The 20,363-nt window shown below is 54.9% G+C and carries 18 protein-coding genes; 10 read left to right on the forward strand and 8 right to left on the reverse strand.

Features of this window, described 5'->3' with window-relative positions:
* The first annotated feature begins 20 nt into the window (after nt 1-20).
* The 6 genes from DK507_RS03450 to DK507_RS03475 all read left to right on the forward strand — a co-directional run bounded on the left by DK507_RS03450 (nt 21) and on the right by DK507_RS03475 (nt 8,277).
* The gene (locus tag DK507_RS03450) at nt 21-2,810 is read left to right on the forward strand and encodes a 2-oxoglutarate dehydrogenase E1 component (RefSeq protein WP_109354892.1); all 2,790 of its coding nucleotides are present in this window, start codon (nt 21-23) and stop codon (nt 2,808-2,810) included.
* Between the two features lie 42 nt (nt 2,811-2,852).
* A complete protein-coding gene (gene odhB, locus DK507_RS03455) occupies nt 2,853-4,076 on the forward strand; it encodes a 2-oxoglutarate dehydrogenase complex dihydrolipoyllysine-residue succinyltransferase (RefSeq protein WP_109354894.1) in 1,224 nt (407 codons plus the stop codon).
* 94 nt (nt 4,077-4,170) lie between these two features.
* A complete protein-coding gene (gene lpdA / locus DK507_RS03460; protein ID WP_109354895.1) occupies nt 4,171-5,580 on the forward strand; it encodes a dihydrolipoyl dehydrogenase in 1,410 nt (469 codons plus the stop codon).
* 52 nt (nt 5,581-5,632) lie between these two features.
* Nucleotides 5,633-6,967, forward strand: a complete 1,335-nt coding sequence (locus DK507_RS03465; RefSeq protein WP_109354896.1) for an amidase family protein — start codon at nt 5,633-5,635, stop codon at nt 6,965-6,967.
* 3 nt (nt 6,968-6,970) lie between these two features.
* Entirely contained in the window at nt 6,971-7,648 is a 678-nt protein-coding gene (locus DK507_RS03470; protein WP_109354897.1) for a PepSY domain-containing protein, read from the forward strand.
* Entirely contained in the window at nt 7,645-8,277 is a 633-nt protein-coding gene (locus DK507_RS03475) for a trimeric intracellular cation channel family protein (protein WP_109354898.1), read from the forward strand. Before DK507_RS03470 ends, DK507_RS03475 begins: the two co-directional genes overlap by 4 nt.
* Here the strand turns inward: DK507_RS03475 and sppA are convergent.
* The 7 genes from sppA to DK507_RS03510 all read right to left on the reverse strand — a co-directional run bounded on the left by sppA (nt 8,250) and on the right by DK507_RS03510 (nt 13,859).
* Nucleotides 8,250-10,145, reverse strand: coding sequence for a signal peptide peptidase SppA (sppA, locus tag DK507_RS03480; RefSeq protein WP_254054247.1), 1,896 nt, complete (start codon nt 10,143-10,145; stop codon nt 8,250-8,252). The genes DK507_RS03475 and sppA overlap by 28 nt on opposite strands.
* Before the next feature lie 66 nt (nt 10,146-10,211).
* Nucleotides 10,212-10,853, reverse strand: a complete 642-nt coding sequence (locus tag DK507_RS03485; protein ID WP_109354901.1) for an NrsF family protein — start codon at nt 10,851-10,853, stop codon at nt 10,212-10,214.
* A gap of 1 nt (nt 10,854) precedes the next feature.
* A complete protein-coding gene (locus DK507_RS03490; RefSeq protein ID WP_108811366.1) occupies nt 10,855-11,379 on the reverse strand; it encodes a sigma-70 family RNA polymerase sigma factor in 525 nt (174 codons plus the stop codon).
* Between the two features lie 24 nt (nt 11,380-11,403).
* On the reverse strand, nt 11,404-11,844 hold the full coding sequence (locus DK507_RS03495; RefSeq protein ID WP_109354904.1) for a DoxX family protein: 441 nt from the start codon (nt 11,842-11,844) through the stop codon (nt 11,404-11,406).
* Between the two features lie 25 nt (nt 11,845-11,869).
* Nucleotides 11,870-12,592, reverse strand: a complete 723-nt coding sequence (locus DK507_RS03500; protein ID WP_162558874.1) for a putative DNA-binding domain-containing protein — start codon at nt 12,590-12,592, stop codon at nt 11,870-11,872.
* The gene (locus tag DK507_RS03505) at nt 12,576-13,412 is read right to left on the reverse strand and encodes a DUF692 domain-containing protein (RefSeq protein ID WP_254054248.1); all 837 of its coding nucleotides are present in this window, start codon (nt 13,410-13,412) and stop codon (nt 12,576-12,578) included. Before DK507_RS03505 ends, DK507_RS03500 begins: the two co-directional genes overlap by 17 nt.
* 150 nt (nt 13,413-13,562) lie before the next feature.
* Entirely contained in the window at nt 13,563-13,859 is a 297-nt protein-coding gene (locus DK507_RS03510; protein WP_109354906.1) for a DUF2282 domain-containing protein, read from the reverse strand.
* Nucleotides 13,860-14,201: 342 nt separating this feature from the next.
* Here DK507_RS03510 and groES point away from each other — a divergent pair, with 342 nt between their 5' ends.
* Both groES and groL read left to right on the forward strand, forming a co-directional pair.
* A complete protein-coding gene (groES, locus tag DK507_RS03515; protein ID WP_109355504.1) occupies nt 14,202-14,489 on the forward strand; it encodes a co-chaperone GroES in 288 nt (95 codons plus the stop codon).
* Between the two features lie 50 nt (nt 14,490-14,539).
* Nucleotides 14,540-16,198, forward strand: coding sequence for a chaperonin GroEL (gene groL, locus DK507_RS03520; RefSeq protein WP_109354907.1), 1,659 nt, complete (start codon nt 14,540-14,542; stop codon nt 16,196-16,198).
* Between the two features lie 103 nt (nt 16,199-16,301).
* Here groL and DK507_RS03525 read toward each other — a convergent pair whose 3' ends face one another.
* On the reverse strand, nt 16,302-16,802 hold the full coding sequence (locus tag DK507_RS03525; RefSeq protein ID WP_109354908.1) for a ClbS/DfsB family four-helix bundle protein: 501 nt from the start codon (nt 16,800-16,802) through the stop codon (nt 16,302-16,304).
* A 184-nt stretch (nt 16,803-16,986) separates the two neighbouring features.
* Here DK507_RS03525 and DK507_RS03530 point away from each other — a divergent pair, with 184 nt between their 5' ends.
* Together DK507_RS03530 and DK507_RS03535 are read left to right on the forward strand one after the other, a co-directional pair.
* Nucleotides 16,987-18,843 (forward strand): DUF885 family protein, encoded by a 1,857-nt coding sequence (locus DK507_RS03530; RefSeq protein ID WP_109354911.1) that lies wholly within the window; start codon nt 16,987-16,989, stop codon nt 18,841-18,843.
* 128 nt (nt 18,844-18,971) lie between these two features.
* Nucleotides 18,972-20,348 carry an L-serine ammonia-lyase gene (locus DK507_RS03535; RefSeq protein ID WP_109354913.1) on the forward strand — a complete coding sequence of 459 codons (1,377 nt, stop codon included), beginning with the start codon at nt 18,972-18,974 and terminating at the stop codon, nt 20,346-20,348.
* Nucleotides 20,349-20,363: the final 15 nt, after the last annotated feature.

The following is a 20,363-nucleotide window of genomic DNA, read 5'->3' on the forward strand; positions in this document are numbered from 1 at the left end:
CCCTCCCCAAGGAACTTATCATGGGATTAGAAGGTCAGGAATTTAACGGTTCACCGGAAACGGAAGAAGGCCCGAGCTGGCAAAAGAAACATTGGCCGATTGATGACGCCGATGAACTGAACAGCGCGCTCGACCCCACGCAAATGGGGATCGAGATCAAGGCGGCTGCTGCGAAATCCGGCAAGTCGATGTCGGATGCCGAAGTGGCGCTGGCGGCGGAGAAATCGATCCGCGCGATGATGCTAATCCGCACCTATCGCGTGCGCGGGCATCTCGGCGCCAATCTGGATCCGCTTGGCCTGTCCAAGCTGGAGGAACCCGCTGACCTGACCCCTGAATTTCATGGCTTTAAGGCGGATGAGCTGGACAAGCCCGTCTATCTCGGCGGCGTATTGGGTTTTGAAACCGCGTCGATCAAGGAAATCGAAGCCGTGCTGCGCGCCAATTATTGCGGATCGGTTGGCCTCGAATATATGCATATTGCCGACACTGAGGAGCGCCGCTTCCTGCAGGACCGGATGGAGGGCAAGGACGCCGCCATCCAGTTTACACCGGAAGGCAAGAAAGCGATCCTCAACAAGGTGATCGAGGGCGAGGAATATGAAAATTTCCTCGGCAAGAAATATGTCGGGACCAAGCGTTTCGGCCTCGACGGCGGCGAAGCGATGCTGCCAGCGCTGGAAAATGTCATCAAATATGGCGGCCAGTCGGGCGTGCGCGATATTGTCTATGGCATGGCCCATCGCGGGCGGCTGAACATCTTGGCCAATGTGATGGCCAAGCCTTACAAGGTCATCTTTCACGAATTCCACGGCGGCTCGGCCAACCCGGATGAAGTGGGCGGCTCTGGCGATGTGAAATATCATCTCGGCACCTCCACCGACCGCGAATTTGATGGCATCAACGTGCACATGTCGCTGGTGCCCAATCCCTCGCATCTCGAAGCGGTGGACCCGGTGGTGCTCGGCAAGGTCCGGGCGCAGCAGGTCGCACGCGATGACCTCACCAAGCATGAGCAGGTGCTGCCTGTATTGATCCACGGCGATGCGGCCTTTGCGGGTCAGGGCATTGTCTGGGAATGTCTCGGCTTCTCCGGCATCCGCGGCTATAATACCGGCGGCTGCATCCATTTCGTGATCAACAACCAGATCGGTTTCACCACCAGCCCGCAATTTGCGCGCAGCTCGCCTTATCCAAGCGACGTGGCGAAAGGCGTGCAGGCACCGATTTTCCATGTGAACGGCGATGATCCTGAAGCGGTGACCTTCGCCTGCAAGATCGCGATAGAGTTCCGCCAGCGCTTTGGCCGCGATATTGTCATCGACATGTGGTGCTATCGCCGCTTTGGTCATAATGAAGGTGATGAGCCAAGCTTCACCCAGCCGATCATGTATGCAGCGATCAAAAAGCATCCCAAGGTCAGCAAGCTTTATGAGCAGCGGCTGATCGAGGAAGGCGTGATTGACGCGGACTGGGGCACGAGCACACGCAAGGCCTTTGCCGACCATCTCGAAGGCGAATTCAAGGCGGCAGATGATTATGAGCCAGACAAGGCTGACTGGTTTGGTGGCCGCTGGCAGGGCCTGCATGTTCCCGCGGACCCGGAAACAGCACGGCGCAATGTTGAAACAGCCATTGATGCCAAATTGTTCGAGAGCCTGGGACGGACACTGACCACGGTTCCCGAAGGGCACAAGATTCACAAAACGCTCGGCCGTGTTCTCGATGCCAAGGCGAAGATGTTCCAGACCGGCGAGAATTTCGACTGGGCGACCGGCGAAGCGCTGGCGTACGGATCGCTGGTTGCCGAAGGTTATAACGTCCGCCTGTCCGGTCAGGATAGCGGGCGCGGTACCTTCTCTCAGCGCCATGCGGTCTGGGTGGATCAGGACAATGAAGAAAAATATGTGCCATTGAGCACCGTGCCGCATGGCCGGTTTGAAGTGCTCGACAGCCCGCTGTCCGAATATGGCGTGCTCGGCTTTGAATATGGCTATGCCGGCGCCGACCCGAAAACACTGGTGCTGTGGGAAGCGCAATTTGGCGATTTTGCCAATGGCGCACAGATCATGATTGATCAGTTCATCGCGTCCGGTGAGGCCAAATGGCTGCGCGCGAATGGCCTCGTGATGCTGCTTCCGCATGGCTATGAAGGGCAGGGGCCGGAGCATAGCAGCGCACGGCTCGAACGCTTCCTGCAACTATGTGCGCAGGACAATATCCAGGTTGCGAATATCACAACACCAGCCAATTATTTCCACGTATTGCGCCGCCAGATGCTTCGTAGTTTCCGCAAGCCGCTGGTCATCATGACGCCCAAGTCGCTGCTCCGCCACAAAATGGCAGTTTCCAGCGCCGAGGAATTTCAGGGCGACCATCATTTCATGCGGATCAAGTCGGACACCAATCCGCCAGCGGACAAGGATATCAAGCGGTTGGTACTCTGCTCGGGTAAGGTCGCCTATGATCTTATCGAAGCACGTGATGCAGCGGGCGACAAGAATACGTCGATCGTCCGGATCGAGCAGCTTTATCCCTTCCCGGCCGAACCACTGGTCGTACGTCTGAAGCGGATGAAAAATCTCGAGACTCTGGTCTGGGCACAGGAAGAGCCGAAAAATAACGGCAGCTGGGACTTTGTCCGGCCCTATCTGGAGGATTGTCTGGAACAGGCGAAAGTCGGGCCGACTGACCCCGTCTATGCCGGGCGCGTGGCGTGTGCTTCGCCAGCAACGGGGCTGGCCTCTCGGCATGTAGAACAGCAGGGAAAGCTGGTTGCCGAGGCTTTGGGGCATCCGGTAAAAAAGTGATGATGAGCGGAAAATTCCGCCGATGAAAGTGAGCATAAGACTATGGCAACAGATGTAAAAGTCCCCGTACTGGGAGAATCGATTACCGAAGCGACTGTGGGTGAATGGCTCAAGCAGCCGGGTGATACGGTGGATGCCGACGAGCCCATTGCCAGTCTGGAAACCGACAAGGTAGCTCTGGAAGTGCCAGCTCCTGAAGCGGGTACCTTGAGTGAGCATCTCGTTGCCGTCGGCGATACTGTCGAGGTAGGTGCGATTATCGCGAAGATTGAAGCCGGCGGCGGTGCTGCGGCGTCGGCAGCCAAAGCTGCTCCGGCACCGGCGGCAGCCAAGGCAGAACCAGCAGCGGATGCATCCTCTATAACCCTGTCACCGGCGGTCCGCCGTCTGGTGCTGGAGCATGGAGTCGACCCCAGCAAGATCAAAGGCACCGGCAAAGATGGCCGCCTGACCAAAGATGATGTCGAGCAATATGTGAAGACCGGTGCTGAGGCGCCGTTGGTTGAGAAGGGTACGGCAAAAGGTGCCGAGGTTCCGACCACCGCGCCAGCAGCTGGCGGCACCCGCAATGAAGAGCGCGTGCGGATGACCCGCCTGCGCCAGACCGTCGCCAAGCGTCTGAAAGAAGCACAGGATACGGCGGCTTTGCTGACGACATTTAACGATGTCGACATGACCGCGGTGATGGAAACGCGCAGCAAATATAAAGAGCTGTTTGCCAAGAAACATGGCGTGAAGCTGGGCTTCATGGGTTTCTTTGCCAAGGCCGCCTGTCTCGCATTGAAAGACGTGCCGTCGGTCAATGCGCAGATTGATGGCGATGAGATTGTCTATCACGACTATGTCGATATCTCGGTCGCGGTGAGCGCGCCCAATGGTCTGGTTGTGCCTGTGATCCGCAATGCCGAAGCGATGAGCTTTGCAGATGTCGAGAATACCATTGGCGATTTCGGCAAGCGCGCCAAGGATGGCACGCTGACCATGGCAGATATGAAAGGCGGCACGTTTACGATTTCTAATGGCGGTGTATTCGGCTCGCTGATGTCGACCCCGATTATCAACCCACCACAATCGGCTGTGCTCGGTTTGCACCGGATCGAACAGCGTCCGGTGGTGATGCCAGACGGATCCATTGAAGCGCGTCCGATGATGTATCTGGCGCTGAGCTATGATCATCGTCTGATCGATGGCCGTGAAGCGGTGACATTCCTGGTGCGGATCAAGGAAGCGATTGAAGATCCGACCCGGCTTTTGATTGATTTGTAACCTAGGTAACAACCCTAACTCGTCATGCTGAACTTGTTTCAGCATCTACTAAGGCCCCGAAACAAGTTCGGGACGACGAACCAAGAGGCAGAATATGGCTAACAGTGAATATGACTATGATGTTCTGGTAATCGGCTCTGGCCCCGGCGGTTATGTCGCGGCTATTCGAGCCGCGCAGCTCGGCCTGAAAACCGCTTGTGTGGAGAGCCGGGAGACACTGGGCGGCACCTGCCTCAATGTTGGCTGCATCCCGTCCAAGGCGATGCTGCACGCGTCGGAGCTTTATCATGAAGCCCATAGCGGTGCCCTTGAGAAATTCGGCATCAAGCTGACAGGTGCGAAACTGGATCTCAAACAGATGCACGCGGAAAAATCCAAGGCGGTCGACGAACTGACCGGCGGGATCGAATTTCTGTTCAAGAAGAACAAGGTCGAATGGCTAAAAGGGCGCGGCGCGTTTGAAAGTGCGAATAGCGTCAAGATCGGCAACAAGACGGTCACCGCGAAAAACATCATCATCGCAACCGGGTCTTCGGTCACCCCGCTGCCGGGCGTCGATATCGACAATAGCAAACATGTCGTCGTCGACAGCACCGGTGCACTCGAACTGCCGAAAGTGCCGAATCATATGGTCGTCATTGGCGGCGGCGTAATTGGTCTGGAACTGGGCAGCGTTTGGCTGCGTCTGGGTGCGAAAGTGACCGTCGTGGAATATCTCGACAAGATCCTGCCCGGCATGGATGGCGATATTCGCAAAGATGCCGCCCGCATCTTCAAGAAACAGGGCTTTGACATCAAGACCGGAACCAAAGTGACCGGGTGTACCGTTAAAGGCAAAAAAGCGACTCTGACCGTGGAACCAGCGAAGGGTGGCGATGCAGAAACCATCGAAGCGGATGCGGTACTGGTGGCGATTGGTCGTCGGCCCAATACCGATGGCCTCGCGCTCGATAAGGCAGGGCTGGAAACCAACAAGCACGGCCAGATTGAAGTCGGTCATGATTTCCAGACGGCGGTTAAAGGCGTCTACGCTATCGGTGATGTCACCCCCGGACCGATGCTCGCACACAAGGCCGAGGATGAAGGCATTGCCGCAGCCGAATTTGTCGCAGGTCAGCAAGGTATCGTGAACCATGACCTGATCCCCGGCGTGGTCTATACCTATCCGGAAATTGCCAGCATCGGTAAAACTGAAGAAGAGGTCAAGGAAAGCGGTGTCGCCTACAAGGTCGGCAAATTCCCCTTTGCAGGCAACAGCCGCGCGAAGACCAATCGCGATACTGACGGCTATGTAAAAGTGATTGCCGACGCGGAAACGGATCGTGTGCTGGGTGCGCATATCATTTCTTCGCTCGCGGGAACCCTTGTCGCACAAGTCACGCAGGCGATGGAATTTGGCACAACAAGTGAAGATATTGCCTACACCTGTCATGCCCATCCGACGCACAGCGAAGCGGTCAAGGAAGCAGCGATGGCGGTACAGGGCAAACCCATCCACATGTGATTTGACGGTACCATTATTATCGGCGCATAATCTGTAGCGGAGAGAGAAAAATATGACGATCCCTTCCCTTACAGATCAGCCCGGCGCCATAGCTGTGGCAGCCGATATCGCGGCAGGAAAATTAACGGCAGTCGAAGCGGTAGAGGCTGCGATCAAGCGTATTGAAAAGCTGGACGGCCCAATAAATGCAGTTGTCGTGCGCGATTTTGAGCGCGCCCGACAAGCCGCGCGCGATGCCGATGCGCGGCTGGCCAAAGGCGATCGCAGCCCCTTGCTGGGCGTGCCGATGACGGTCAAGGAAAGTTTCAACATTGCCGGACTGCCGACCAGCTGGGGAATTGAGGCGGCCGCCGGTAATATTGCCGAATCAGACGCGTTAGTGGTCCAGCGCCTCAAAGCCGCCGGTGCGGTCATCCTTGGTAAAACCAACGTACCACCCATGTTGGCCGACATGTTTTCCGAAAATGCGATCTATGGACGGACCAGCAACCCTCACGATTTGGGACGATCGCCCGGCGGGTCATCCGGAGGCGGTGCCGCTGCTGTGGCCAGCGGGATGGTGGCACTGGAATATGGTTCGGACATTGGCGGTTCGATCCGCGTCCCGGCCCATTATTGCGGCATCTGGGGGCACAAGCCAACCTATGGTGTGGTGAGTGGTGACGGCCATTTCATGCCGGGTTTTCAGGAGGGGGCTTTTCGGCCGCTTTCCGTGGTCGGACCGCTGGCCCGCAATGCTGATGATCTGGAGCTTCTGTTCGAACTGACGCTGGACCGGTCTCTGCCCAAGCAGTCGAAATCCTTGGGCGAAACGCGCATATTGCTGCTTGCCGACCATCCTTGCGTAACTATGGGGGAAGGCATGCGGCAGTGCATGGAAGCTGTTGTCGCCCGCCTGGAGGATAGCGGGGTAGAGGTGGCGCGCTCGACCACCTTGCTGCCGGATCTGGAGCAGCAGCATCGCGATTATCTGCATATGCTAAACGTCATTATGACAGCTGGAGCGCCGCGGCCCGATGGCACTGTTGTGACGGCGGCCGATTGGTTCGGTCTGCTGGATGCACAGGCCCGTAACCAGCGGCGTTGGCGCGACTTGTTTGAAGAATATGACCTCGTGATAGCTCCGCCATCCAGCATGCCGGCATTTCCTCATGATACCCGGCCTATGAAGGACCGAACGTTGTCGATTGATGGTGTCGATCAGCCTGCTGCCGAACAGCTTGCCTGGTCGGGTCTAGTAACATTTCCGGGCTTACCGGCGACGGTCCTGCCCATCGGGCAAGTCGATGGGCTGCCGGTCGGGATGCAGGTCATTGCTGATCGCTATGAGGATCATAAAGCCATAGCCGGCGCGCGTGAGATCGGCGTGCTGCTGGCCAGCGAATAGCTGATGCACGGAAGATTTTATCACTGGCATGTCTGGCTTGGCTGGTTGATCGGTGTACCGATCATATTGTGGACTGCTTCTGGCCTGTTGATGGTGTCGCAGCCGATTGAAACCGTGCGCGGCAATCATTTGCGCAGCGAGCAGCCTGCGCTCGATCCGATCATACCGGTGGCACCCGTTTTGGAAGGCCGAAAGGCCAAAGACCTGACCCTGCAGCAAAATGTGCAGGGCCCGTATTGGGTCATAAGCTATGCCGATGGCGGTAAAAGGCGGGCCGATCCCGTGACCGGAAAATTGCTGCCACCGATTGCTGCTGCTGAAGCCAGTGCGCTGGCTATCGCGGCCCGGTCGGATGTTACTGCAATACAGTCCGTTGCAAAATATGCGGCAGACAAAGCACCATCGGATTTGCGCCGGGATCGCCCGTCTTGGCAGGTTGTTTTCGAGGATGACGCCCGTTTCTATATCGATGCGGATACCGGCGAATTGCTCGCCGTCCGTACCAAATTCTGGCGTGTTTTCGATTTCATGTGGGGTTTGCATATCATGGATTTGCAAACCCGCGAAGATACCAGCCATCCGATCCTGATCGGGTCGGCTGTGCTGGCTCTGTTCAGTTCAATACTGGGCTTCGTGCTGCTGTTCACGCGTGGTGCCCGCAAAAGACGGAAAAGCGTTTGAATAGCACGGTCCTTTACAACGCGCTGGGCTGGCTTGACCTGTTCGGCATTGCGGTCTTCGCGATATCAGGCGCTCTGGTTGCCGCGCGCAACGGGCAGACCTTGATCACCTTTGCGTTTTTCGCGCTTGTTACCGGGGTCGGCGGCGGTACCGTGCGCGACTTGCTCATCGGGGCTCCGGTTTTCTGGGTCCAGGACAGCCGTGTGCCGATCCTGTGTCTGGGTATTGCGCTGATTGTCTGGATCACGCCGGTTCGGATCTGGCGTCCGGCAGCCGTAGACTGGTTCGACGCCATCGGGCTGGCGGCTTATTCCGTCTTCGGTGCGGCCAAGGCGCTGCAGTTAGGCATTGATCCGGTGCCTGCGGCGATTATGGGGATTATCACCGCAAGCGTCGGCGGCGTCATTCGTGACCTGATTGCCGGGGAACCGTCTATCATCATCCGGCCAGAACTTTATGTTACGGCGGGGGCCTTGTCAGCCTTTGCGTTTGTTGGCCTTGCGCAGACTGGCATACCCGGGATCATCGCTGCCTTGATCGCTTTTGCTGCAGGTTTTGCCTTGCGCGCTTTGGCTATCGTGAAGGGATTGTCCCTACCGTCCTATCGCGGAGCCGAGGACAGCGAATAGCTCCTGAGCAGATCGAAAAGGGCAGGTGTCTGACTATGTACTCTGGGGCTAACTCCGCCGCATTCCAGACATAGAGCCTGTACGTCTTCGCGTGCCATCAAACCGCGAGCGGTCTGTAATGCTTGGGCAAAACTCGCCTTTTGTTGCCGCGCAACCCAACCGATCATGCCAGTGACCGGTTTGGCTCTGGCTTCCCCAAAGGGTGTTCCTCCAAGCGGAAGCCATTTGAACACGGGTGCCTCCTCAAGATATTTCGCATGATAGTCGCCCTCCTCAAGCCCGGCGCGTTTCGCTGCTTCGGCGAGCGCTTCTTTCATCCCGCCAAAACTGTCTACCAGTCCCAGTTGCCGAGCTGTGCCGCCGTCCCAGACTCGGCCCTGACCAATAGTATCAACCTCTGCGTTGGTCTTGCCGCGCGCCTTTCCGACGAGGCTGAGGAAATCCTCATAGCTATGCTCAACTCCCGATTGCAGGACAGTGTTGAGATCTTCGCTGAAACCGCCGACAAAATCCGGTTCGCCAGATAGGGGAGTCGTCTGCACACCATCAGCGGTAACGCCCCATTTACCCAGGGCTTTTTCAAAACTGGGCAAGACGGCAAAGACACCAATGGATCCGGTAATCGTATCCGGCTCGGCCATGATATGATCGCCTGCCGCGGCAATCCAATAGCCGCCGCTGGCTGCAACATCCCCCATGGAGATAACAATGGGAATCTCGGCTTTCTTAATGTCGTCAAGTGCTAACCGGATTTCTTCGCTGGCAAAGGCCGATCCTCCAGGCGAGTTTACCCGTACAACGAGTGCCTTGATCTGCTTTTCTTCGAGCGCCTTGTAAATCTGTTCGGCAATCCGGCCGCTGGCGGCAATGCCGGGTCCAGCGTTGCCGCTGACAATTTCTCCGGCGACGGTGATGACACCAATTGCGTCACCGCTGCTGCCTTCGGGATTGGCGGCGACGAAACCGTCATAGTCAATGCTTTTGAAACTGTCCGGAGACGGCTTTGTGTCTTCCCCAACTTTTTCAGCAACATAGCGACCAAAGGCTACCCGGTCGCCAATTTTATCGACCAGTTTTTGCTCGACTGCGATCTTGGTATAGTCACCTCCGGCGGTCTTGATGAGGGTCGCCGGATCATTGGCATAGGGCTCAATCACGGCTTGTGGGCGCGCCTTTTTTACTTCCGCCAACCAACTGTCCCACATGACGGAATAAAGCGCTGCGGATGCCTCTTTCGCTTCAGGGGACTGGTTGTCGCGCATATAGGGCTCCACCGCGCTCTTATAGGTGCCGACACGGTAGATATTGGCGGTGATGCCCAGCTGATCGATCAGATTTTTATAGTAAAGCCTGTTACCACCGGGGCCGGCAAAGACAATACCGCCCATCGGGTCCATCCAGATTTCATCGGCATGGGCCGCCAGCTGATAACTGTCATCGCTGTAGAAATTGGCATAGGCATAAATTGGTTTTTCGGCCAATTTGACCTGCTCAAGTGCCTCGCTTACGGCGTTGAGACTGGTTTGTCCGGCGCCCATGAAAGTGCTCAGGTCAAGAACCACGGCTTTCACCCGGTCATCTTCGGCCGCGGCATCAATCGCGCGAACCACATCCCGCAACCGATATTCGCGCATGGTATTCTCATTATTCGTGAACATGGCTGTAAAATCCTGCTGTGCAGGTTGTTCGACAATGACACCATTGAAATCGAGGAGTAGTGCGCCGTCATTAATTGCTGCCACATTGGGCCGGACCGAAAGAGCCGCATAAAGGACAGCGAAGAACAGCAACATTGCGATCAGGACCAAAGCGTCTTTGATCGCTACCAGAAATTTCCAAGCTGCACGGGCAAACTGCATTGTCGTCATTCTCCACAAGAAAGGCGGCTGATCATCGCTGACCGCCGCCTTTTATATGGTTATACCTGCCGGAAATTACCAGCGGATAAGATGCGGTACGACAAATCTTCCGATCAGAGCACTGACCAGTACCGGCAGGGTGAACCATAATCCGATATAGTAAATGTCGTTAAACGGGCAGAAAATATTATAAGCAGCCGCTCCCAGAGCGCCGGATGCGATGCCGACCAGCCAGCCAGCGCGTTCCGGAGAGGTTGGCGCGCCTTGGCGTAACCAGGTGGTCAGACCGCCGCCAATGACCAAAGCTGACATCATGCTGACCGTCAGGCAGCGCAGACCTTCAGTGGGTCGCAACGCTTCTACTGGCGGCATGTTGATCGCGCTCATGATAGCTGCTGTCAGCGGGAATAGAGCTGCCGTAACCAGCGCCCAAATCCAACCGCGATTGAGATTGCCAACACCGGGTCGAGCCATATTGGCTGCTGCAAAAGCCGTTGCAATACCAAGCATCAAGAGCACGCCGCTGCGCAGGAAGAACATCTGATGAGCCATGCCCATCGCCAGATCACCGCGTACGCCCAAAAAGAAGGCGACACTGGAAGAGACGGCCAACATCAGGATCGCTGTCACCGCCATACCGCCTGAAGGTTTCAGGGTACGGACCGGTGCAAGATCATCGACCAGGTCATCGATCAGGCTATTTGCTACTTCACTCATTTCATTCACTCTCGATAAGGGCGCTCATTTTCTTGAGCCCCCGATGGATATTTACTTTCACCAGTGATTCCGACTGGCCGGTTTTTGCCGCGGCTTCGGCAATGCTTAGTCCCTCAATTTTTACCATGGCGATAACATCGGCCTGTTTATCAGGGATCATTCCCAATAAACGTTCCAAGCTCACCTTGGCGGTTACGTCCTCATCCTGTGGATCGGCAACCAGTTCTTCATTCAGTTCGCCATGCTCGTGGCGATAGATTTTGCGCAGGCCGTCAATCCAGCGATAACGTCCGATGGCGGCGAGCCAGGGCAAGAACGCTTTGGTAGGATCATAGCTGGCCCGCTTTTTGTGCAACGAGATCAACGTTTCCTGCACCAGGTCATCAACCTCCGCCGGATTGATCTTGCGCGCATAATAGCGCCGCAGCCATTTCTCGCACTCCGTCAGCAGACTGGCATAACATTGTTTGTCGCCGCCCTGCGCCTTGACCATTAAATGGCGCAATGTTTCTTCATTGGCGATCATGGCTACTCTCCCCGGCTTCCCAGCTTAGCCCAGTTTCCCGCCGACCAGCTTGTCGAGGGAGAATAGGCCGCCGCCACGCGTAATCAGGACCAGTGCCAAGGCTACCCAGATAATATGCACGGACCACCAAGCTTCAGGATAGACGAAAAACTGGATGACCAAGGTCATGACTAGCAGCCCGGCCGCGCCAAAGCGGGTTGCAAGACCCAATACGAGTAGAATCGGGAAGAAATGCTCGGCATAGGTAGCGATCAAACCGGTGATTTCGGGAAAAGGCATGCCATATTCATCACGGAACAGATCGACGGTCAGTTCTTTCATCGTCAGAAAACTGCCATCTTCGACCTTTGTGCGGGCAGAGCGCCAGAATATGCCAGCCAGTGCCACGCGGGCAAAGAGGAGCGCGATCGCTTCTGGAAAAGCGCCGCTTACTAGACCAATTGCTTTTTTAATCAGGTTCATCATTTCGGTTACCCCGTTAAATCATTCATTATATTCTCATTATCACGCCGCTTTGGATCAGCTTTATGATCCTCTCCATTGCAGTGTCTTCACCATCCAGTTCGATGGCTGCTGCCAAAAGGTTACCCATAGTTGAAATATTTGCAATTTTTTCCGCAATATCGTGTTCTAACTGGGTGAGCGGGTGAAATAGAACTTCAGCTTCTGGGCGTGCGACCATCAGTGCATCAGGCGTGCCATCTCCTAATTCTGCCAGCTCCGGCGAAAGTGCTCCGGTCAGGTTGACCAACCGCATTGCGGGATGCGCGCCGATCTCAAGGCCGAGAAGGCTTTCTTCATCCAGTGTCGCAATGTCATTAAGCGCAAGCGGCGTAGCCTCGGCGCTATGGTAGCTTTTGATCCACGCCCATTCTATCCGGGCCAGATCCACTTCGGTTTCGCTAAACCCCTGTTTTGCGAGAAAATCCCCAAAATCTGCGGCGATACTGTTCATGTCACAGGTCAGGATGTGGTCCTGCTCGATATAGTCTCGAGAAATGGCGTGAAAAGGCTCATGTCCCATATGTTCGTGCAATTTGGGATAGGCGTTTTCAAGCGCGACGAGCCGTGCATGGGAAACAGTATTGGCATGAGCCTTCAGGCCCAGAAGCGCTCGTTCCGCACTCTCGCTGAATAGGTCATCTGGGAAATGGGTCGGGCCTTTTTGCAGGCAAGCGATGAAGCGAGACTGGCCGTCAGCTAGCGAGGGCATGCTGTTCATCTTGTAAAACATGGCTGTTCAGCACCGTTTCAACTTTTGAAACTTCTGCCATTAACACGCTATATTCGGGAATATCCGTGTCCCATTCAATCAATGTGGGCTTGGGCCCAGCGCGTTTGATGAAGCGTTCATACAGCCGCCAGGTGATATCGCTGACAATCGAGCCATGATCGTCGATCAGCAATGGACCATCGTCATGCTCTTCACGTGCATGGCCAGCAAGATGCATTTCCCCGACAATATCCGGATCAATGGCATCTATATAGGCCTCCATATCCAGCCCGACATTAGTAGCGGTGACTTCGACATTATTGACATCGAATAGCAGGCCGCAGCCAGACTTTTTGCAAAGGGCCGAGATGAAGTCAGTCTCGCTCATCTCGTCATCACGGTAGCTGAGATAGCGCGACGGGTTTTCGACCAATATGGGCCGTTTTAGCCGGTCCTGCACCTTGCCAATCTCTGCGGCGAAATGATTGAGTGCTTCTTCTGTATAGGGAATGGGGAGCAGATCGGGATAGCGATCATGGGCGTTACCGCTCCAGCTCAGATGATCGGAAACCATGGCTGGTTGGTAGCGATTACAAAGATCGGCAATTTTATCGAGATCATATTGGTTCAGACCATCAGCTGAGCCAAGCGAAAGTCCGACGCTGTGAAAGCTCAAAGGATAGTCTTCGGCGATGGCGGTCAGCCAACGGTGTAGCGGGCCGCCATCACCGAAGTAATTCTGCGGATGTACCTCGACCCATCCGGGTTTTTTTGATCCGACTTCTTCGGACAATACATCATTATAATGTACTGACTTCAAACCTATGCCACCTGATGGAGGGAGGGAGTGAGGCACAGGCGTCTTCATAACGGACAGACCAAAATTTGAGGTTTGAGTAGAGGTAGCATCCACAAAACTTAGCGTAGAATCACGTTTCGCGCCAGAGGCTTGAACGTGATTGAAGGTGGTTTAACCTCTCTGCGGTACTGGCTTCTTGTTGCCTTTTTTCGCGGTCAGCGAACCACCGGCTTTAACACAAGCGCCCTTGGCGGTGTATTTCCAGGCATTGCCCTGATAGTCGGCGGTTGAAGTGCCGGCACAGCTTGTGCCTGGTCCTGCGGCACAATCATTCTTGCCCTTCAGCGCGATACCGAAACATTTCTCTTTGGCACCAGCCGCAACGGCAGTGGTTGGCGAAATCGCAATAGTCGCAGCAGCGGCGAGGGCAGCAGCAGCGGCAGTGGCTTTGATCATGGAGTTGGACATTTGATTTTCCTCTCTTAGAGATTGGGTAATAGGGGCGAACCTGTCGTGCAGGCTCATCATGTGTTTCGGTGGAAGGACCCGGCTGGTTACATCTCTTTTTCCAAAGTCCGGAAAAACTGGTGCGGGATTTTCCGAAAATGGCTTTTTTCTAAAGGATACAGCTTGCAAAAAGATTTCGAATTTTTTGCGGGAAAGCCTTGACGATCGCTCAGAATAGCCCATATGAGCGTCGTTAGCACTCGACTCAAGGGAGTGCTAATCCTCCATTTGAATATATCTTGATGGCCCGGGCTAAAGGAGCGGGGCCGCAGGAAAGTAAATTTGGACAAGAAAGGCAAACTTATGAAATTTCGTCCACTACATGATCGTGTGCTGGTTAGCCGCGTAGACGCGGACACGAAAACCGCTGGCGGCATCATCATTCCTGACAGCGCTCAGGAAAAACCATCCGAAGGTAAAGTTGTTGCTGTTGGCAATGGTTTGAAAGACGACAATGGCAAGTCAACACCGCTCGACGTCAAAAAAGGCGACAAGATCCTGTTCGGCAAATGGTCCGGCACGGAAGTCACCGTTGAAGGCAAAGACCTGATCATCATGAAAGAAAGCGATATCCTCGGTATCATCGAGTAGTCGCATTGCATTTCACTAAACATTCATTCTCATAAGCAGAGGAAAATAACATGGCTGCTAAAGACGTAAAATTTGGTCGCGACGCACGCGAACGCATTCTGACCGGTGTCAACACGCTGGCTGATGCTGTAAAAGTAACCCTTGGTCCTAAAGGCCGCAACGTCGTTCTCGACAAATCATTTGGCGCACCGCGCATCACCAAAGATGGTGTATCGGTTGCCAAGGAAATTGAACTGAAAGACAAGTTCGAAAATATGGGCGCCCAGATGCTTCGTGAAGTTGCATCGAAAACCAACGATGTTGCTGGCGACGGCACCACCACCGCGACCGTTTTGGCGCAGGCGATTGTCAAGGAAGGCATGAAGTCCGTTTCTGCTGGCATGAACCCAATGGACCTAAAACGCGGCATCGACCAGGCGGTTGATAAGGTTGTTGCTGATCTGCAAAAGCGTTCCAAGAACGTCAAAGGCAGCTCCGAGATTTCTCAGGTTGGCGTTATCTCTGCAAATGGTGACGAAGAAGTTGGCCAGAAAATCGCAGAAGCGATGGAAAAAGTGGGCAAAGAAGGCGTTATAACGGTTGAAGAAGCCAAGGGCCTCGACTTTGAACTCGACGTTGTGGAAGGCATGCAGTTTGACCGCGGTTACCTGTCGCCATATTTCATCACCAACCCGGACAAGATGATTGCGGACCTCGAAAATCCATACATCCTGATCCACGAGAAAAAGCTGACCAACTTGCAGCCTATGCTCCCAATTTTGGAAGCTGTTGTACAAGCTGGACGTCCGCTTTTGATCATTGCCGAAGATATTGAAGGCGAAGCGCTGGCAACTCTCGTGGTCAACAAACTGCGCGGCGGTCTGAAAATCGCAGCCGTGAAAGCTCCTGGCTTCGGTGATCGCCGTAAAGCGATGCTAGAAGATATCGCGATCCTCACCAAAGGTGAGATGATCTCCGAAGATCTCGGCATCAAGCTGGAAAGCGTTACGCTGAACATGCTCGGTCAGGCGAAAAACGTCACGATCGACAAAGACAACACGACCATTGTTGATGGTTCCGGCAAGTCGAAGGACATCAAGGCCCGTGTTGAAGCGATCCGTACGCAGATCGAAAACACTACATCCGACTATGACAAAGAAAAACTGCAAGAGCGTCTGGCGAAACTCGCTGGCGGTGTTGCCGTGATCAAAGTCGGCGGTGCAACCGAAGTCGAAGTGAAAGAGAAGAAAGACCGTGTTGACGATGCATTGCATGCAACCCGCGCTGCGGTTGAAGAAGGAATCGTCCCTGGCGGCGGAACCGCACTTCTTTATGCAACCTCTGCTCTCAAAGGTCTCGAAGGCCATAATGACGACCAGACCCGCGGCATCGACATTGTTCGTAAATCGCTGCAGGCTCCGGTTCGTCAGATTGCTGAAAATGCCGGTTTTGACGGCGCGGTTGTCGCTGGCAAATTGCTCGATCAGAAAGACAAGAATTTTGGCTTTAACGCGTTTAGCGACAAGTACGAAGATCTCGTCAAATCTGGCGTGATCGACCCAACCAAAGTTGTGCGCGCTGCTCTGCAGGACGCGAGCTCGGTTGCCGGTCTCTTGATCACCACTGAAGCCGCTGTCTCCGACGCACCGGACGACAATGCTGGCGGCGGCGCTCCTGCAATGCCTGACATGGGCGGCATGGGCGGCGGCATGGGCGGCATGGGCTTCTAAACAGCTCAGCCGTTCAGGCGCTCAGCTAAGGCTGAAAAAATACGAGGGGCTGGAAGGAAACTTCCGGCCCCTTTTTTTGTTTCTAACGGCAATATTCAGTGCGTCATCCTCGTTTGAGCTCCCTCAGCCGCGCTCGCACATATTTTGATGCTGATCGGAAGTGACTCGCACCTGCCGCCTCCGCCCAACGACCAGGTGTCCATTTATTGTTCGCGCCCTTCATCGGGCCATCATACAGATCACGATTTGAATGTGTCTCAATAAAATCCAAGAGTTTTTCGTAACTCTTGTTTAACGCCAGGACGGCTTCCTCCCAGTTGATATTGTTCTGCCTTTTTCTCAATTCGGCATTGTAGCGCTTTAGGTCATTCCACTTATAACCTTCGGCGGGAAAATATACGGTTTTCCCGGCCATTCCGTCGGAATACCAATTGAAAAATAGCTCAATCCAATGCGCTCGGTGCGAAACAACATCTTTAATAGACGTGTTATCTTCATCTTTACAAAGTGCGGCTTTGCTATCGATTGAAGATATCAGCCGTTCCAGCTTCTGATATTCTGCTTGCGTGATTTGATGCAATTCAGACTTGTTTTCCGCCGCCATCGCTGACCTACCTTTCAGGTGAAATATGGTCGATGCAGCGACATAGAGCGTTGATCCAAATCAACTCTCAAACACGCACCATCTTTAGGTGTATAGCAAGTACAGATATTCCTAGATATTCCCAAAGCGTTCGGACTGTGCCATGTCGTTGCCAACGTAACTTCTTGCACGGGGATTAAGCGGCATGACCAAGTTTCTCACACTCATATTGGCTTCCACCACATTGGCCGGACTCGCAGTAGCGGCTCCTGCGGTTCATGCCCAAAATGCTGCGCCGGCAGTCGCGGATGCGATGGAGACAGAGACGGATCGTCTCAACATCTGGTTTGACAAAAAATTTGAAGAACAGCTGGCTTTTAGTCCGATCCGCCAGACCCTGTTGGGCCGCCGGACCGCTTATGACCAGATTGATGATTATTCGATCGAAGCCGCAGACCGCCAGCTTGCATGGATGCGAGAGGCGACGGCCGAGCTGAAGCGTGACTTTGACTATGAGAAGTTAACGCCGGATGCGCAGATATCCTGGGACATGTGGCTGTTCCGACTCGAGCAGGCGGAGGCCGGCGTGGCGTTTCGACAAAATGGCTATGTCCTGCATCAGTTTAACGGTCAGCAATCATTCTTCCCGACCTTTCTGATCAACCAGCACCGCGTGGCTAGCGAGGCTGATATGGTCGCCTTTATCGAGCGGCTCAAAGGCAGTGCGCGGGCGCTCGACCAACTGCTAACGCGCGCGCAGGCCAATGCGGAATCCGGAACGCGGCCGCCACGCTTCGCCTATGAAGGGGTGATCAAGCAGTCCGAGAAAATCACCACTGGCACGCCTTTTGATACTGGCGAAGCGTCGGCCCTTTGGGAGGCGACTGAGAGCAAATTGGCCGCGCTTGTGGAAGCCGGTACGATTACGCAAGTCCGCTCGAACGAATTCAAAGAGCAGGCGCGGCTGGCGCTCACCGGTTCGCTGAAGCCAGCCTATGAGCGGATCATCACCTGGTTCAAGCAGGACTTGCCAAATACGAAAGCAGAACCCTTTGGTGTGTCCGAACTTCCCAATGGCGAAGCCTTTTATAATTACCGATTGGCCAATCAGACGACGACCGGTCTGACGGCGGAGGAAATTCACACCATCGGCCTATCCGAAGTCGCACGCATCCGCAGCGAGATGGAAGCGATCAAGGACAAGGTGGAATTTAAAGGCGACTTGCAAGCCTTCTTCACCTTCCTGCGTGAAGATGATCAGTTCTATTTCTCTGAAGATGACAAGGGCGCACAGGACTATATCGATACCGCCGAAAAGCATCTGGCATTTATCAAAACCCGCTTGCCGGATTTTTTCGGTACCCTGCCAAAGGCCGATCTGGTCGTGAAACGGGTCGAGCCCTTTCGGGAACAGGATGGCGCGGCCCAGCATTATCGGCCGGGTACACCGGACGGCACCCGCCCCGGCACCTATTATGCGCATTTGTCCGACATGCGCGCCATGCCGATCCACAGTCTGGAAGTGATTGCCTATCATGAAGGCAACCCGGGCCATCATATGCAAAGCTCGATTGCGCAGGAACTGACAGGCATTCCGAAATTCCGCGCACAGGGCGGTTATATCCCGGCCTTTGGCGAAGGATGGGCGCTCTATTCCGAGCTGTTGTCCAAAGAAATGGGGGCCTATGAAAATCCCTATTCCGACTTTGGCCGGCTAACTACGGAAATATGGCGCGCGATCCGGCTCGTTGTGGATACAGGACTACACACAAAAGGCTGGAGCGAAGAGAAGGCTGTGGCATATTTCCTCGCCAACTCGCCTATTCCAGAGACAGCAGTGCGCAGCGAAGTACGGCGCTATCTGGTCATGCCGGGACAGGCGACCAGCTATAAAATCGGCATGCTAAAAATCCAGGAACTGCGCGCCAAGGCGGAAAAAGAGCTGGGCGAAAATTTCGATATCAGAGGTTTTCATGACACCGTATTGGGCGGCGGCTCGGTGCCGCTGAACATATTGGAAAAGCAGGTCAATCAATGGATCGCGAAAGAAAAAGTGTCCTAGGGAAAGCACCCTAGGGAAAGCGCTGGGCCACGTAACACTTGCGGGATCGCCCGTTGCGATTTTTTCATTGGCCGCAACTTACGATCGTGCGGTAAAGCTATCCTGGATGTAAGGAGGAAGAACAGACAATGGTGTGCAGCACATTTGAGCTGTTCAAAATCGGCGTCGGACCTTCGAGTTCCCATACCATGGGGCCGATGCTTGCGGCTGCTACCTTTGTTGCGCGGATTGCGGATCAGGGGATTCTGGATCAGGTCACACGGACAGAGACCAAGCTTTTTGGCTCGCTTGCGCTTACTGGCAAGGGACACGCGACTGATCGTGCCATTTTGCTGGGCTTATCGGGCCAGGTCCCGGAAAACATACAACCGGATGCCGCCGATGCTCTGGTTGCACAGATTAGGAGCGAGAAACGGATCCAGCTGAAGGGCACGCAGGCTATCGGCTTTGACGAAGATACGGACGTTATATTTGATCAACGTAAGCGGCTGGACTTCCACTCCAACGCCATGCGGTTCACGGCCTTCAAAGGCGAGGAAGAGCTCGCCAGCCGCGTCTATTATTCCGTTGGCGGTGGCGCGATTCTGGATGAGGATCAGATCGGTGCCAATGATCCGGAAAGTGGATTATGGGACGTGCCGCACCCCTTTTGCTCCGGTGCTGATCTACTCAAAATTGCCGAGGAAAAAGGCCTGTGCATCGCCGATATCATGCGCAACAATGAACGCGCCGCCAAAACCGATGAAGAAATCGGCATCGGCATCCGCCAGATTGCCGATGCGATGTCGGCTTGCATTGATCGAGGTATAAAATCAGAGGGAATCTTGCCGGGCGGACTGAACGTGAAACGCCGGGCGCCCCTGATCCATGCGCGCTTGATGGAGCGGCAGGAGCGTGCGTTGTCCGATCCGCTGACGGTGCTCGATTGGGTAAACCTGTGGGCGCTGGCCGTGAATGAGGAAAATGCAGCGGGCGGCAAAGTCGTGACCGCCCCGACCAATGGTGCAGCGGGAATCGTGCCCTCGGTTTTGCGGTTTTACGAACGCTTTTCGCCGCAGGCCGATGTCGAGGGTGTAGAAAAATTCATTTTGACCGCCGCTGCCATTGGATCATTGTTCAAGGAAAACGCCTCGATCTCTGGCGCAGAAGTCGGCTGTCAGGGCGAAGTTGGTGTCGCCTGTTCCATGGCGGCGGCGGGTTTGACCGCGGCCTGGGGTGGCACGCCGCTGCAAGTCGAAAATGCTGCAGAGATTGGCATGGAGCATAATCTGGGCCTGACCTGTGACCCGGTGGCGGGGCTGGTGCAGGTGCCGTGTATCGAACGCAACGCCGTGGGATCGGTCAAAGCGATTGAAGCCGCGCGGCTGGCGATCATGGGCGATGGCACCCATCGCGTCAGCCTGGATGAAGTCATTGAAACCATGCGCAAAACCGGTCTGGACATGAGCGAACGGTACAAGGAAACATCGCAAGGCGGCCTAGCGGTCAATCTGGTCGAATGTTAGGGCTATAAAGACGGC

The sequence above is a fragment of the Sphingorhabdus sp. EL138 genome, assembly GCF_900258045.1.
Lineage (GTDB): Bacteria > Pseudomonadota > Alphaproteobacteria > Sphingomonadales > Sphingomonadaceae > Parasphingorhabdus.